This is a genomic window from Actinosynnema sp. NPDC059797 (assembly GCF_042732085.1).
Taxonomy (GTDB): domain Bacteria; phylum Actinomycetota; class Actinomycetes; order Mycobacteriales; family Pseudonocardiaceae; genus Actinosynnema.
This window is the reverse complement of sequence record NZ_JBHWIE010000732.1, coordinates 1-1,398: the sequence shown is the minus strand read 5'-3', so window position 1 is coordinate 1,398 and position 1,398 is coordinate 1. Positions and strand designations below refer to the sequence as shown.

Here is a 1,398-nt window from a genome sequence, read left to right as displayed (position 1 = left end):
GCCCCGAACGCGGTGCCCGGGTTCGGGGCGTCGGTGCCCGCGAGCAGGGTGATCCCGGCGGCGGCCAGTCGCCGCACGGTGCCCTCGGCCCGCGAGTAGTGCGGCAACTCCCGGCCGCGCCACCCCGAGGCGCCCGGGGCCGACCGGCGTGCCCCGAGCGCCCCGGCGAGCCGGGGGTCCCCGGCCACCGCCGCGCCACCCGGTCCACCGAAGGTGTTCTCGAGGGTGGCCAGCGTCGGGCCGACCGCGATCCCGGCCTCTGCCATGCGGTCGATCAGCGCCTCGTCCAGCTCGGCGTCCACGGGGACGTGGGCCACCACGTCGACGCCGGCGGACACGACCTGCTCGACGCCGGCCGTCGAGCTGACGTGGGCGACGACGACCAGGCCCCGGGCGTGCGCGGCCGTGACCAGCGCCTCGACGGTCCCGGAGTCCAGTGACGGCCACCGGCCCCCGGCGCCGGAGACGACCTTCAGGTAGTCCGAGCCCTCCGCGATCCGCTCCGCGACGAACCGCTCTGCCTGGTCGGCGGAGGTCAGCGTCGGGAACGGGGCGTACACCAGCGACGGGTGCCCGCCGGGCGCGGTGGCGCCGATGCCGGCGGAGCGCACGTCGGCCACGTCCGGGCGGGAGTCGGCCTGTTCCTTCGCCCTGGCCGCCACGTCGGGTGTGCTGAACATGTCGAGGACGGTGGTGACGCCGGAGGCCAGCGACCGCGCGAGGGCGCCGGGGACGAGGTGCACGTGCGCGTCGACCAGGCCGGGGAGCACGGTCCCGCCCGCCGCGTCGACCACCTCGTCGCCGTCGCGGGCGGCCGAGATCGCGGAGCACTCGGTGATCAGCCCGTCGGCGAACCGGACCGAGGTCCAGTCCCGCGACCTCGTCCCGTCGAACACCTTCGCGTTCACGATCGTCGTCGCCGCGGCCACGCGGTCCTCCCGCTCCGACCCGTGCGTCGGTCCCACCACGCCACCCCTCTCCCCGCCGGTATTCCTCCGCCCGCCACTCCAGCCGGTCCGACCAGGGCGGATCAACCACCGAACCCGCCGTGGAACAATTCCCGAGAGGAATCGATCGGGGAGGGCGGGGCGGTGGAGGTCCGGCAGTTGCGCTACTTCGTCGCCGTTGCCGAGCACGAGCACTTCGGCCGGGCCGCAGAGTCCTTGAACATAGTTCAACCCGCGGTGAGCAAGCAGGTCGCGCGGCTGGAGCGCGAACTCGGGCTGACCCTGTTCGACCGGTCGCACCGCCGGGCCCGGCTCACCCCGGACGGCCAGGCGTTCCTCGTCCACGCGCGTCGCGCGCTGCGCGGCATCGACCGCGCGGCCGCCGCGGCGGCCGACATCGCCGCCGGCGACGCCGGTGTGCTGCGCATCGGCAGCGGCATCGTCTTCAGCC

2 protein-coding genes are annotated in these 1,398 nt (G+C 75.5%); one reads left to right on the top strand and one right to left on the bottom strand.

Annotated elements, in window-relative coordinates; genetic code table 11:
• Window positions 1-965: amidohydrolase family protein (locus ACFV4N_RS43755; RefSeq protein WP_499678605.1), on the bottom strand; the 965-nt coding region annotated here is incomplete at its 3' end.
• A gap of 126 nt (window positions 966-1,091) precedes the next feature.
• Between ACFV4N_RS43755 and ACFV4N_RS43750 the strand changes: the two genes are divergently transcribed.
• On the top strand, window positions 1,092-1,398 hold a 307-nt coding region (locus ACFV4N_RS43750), incomplete at its 3' end, for a LysR family transcriptional regulator (RefSeq protein ID WP_499678604.1).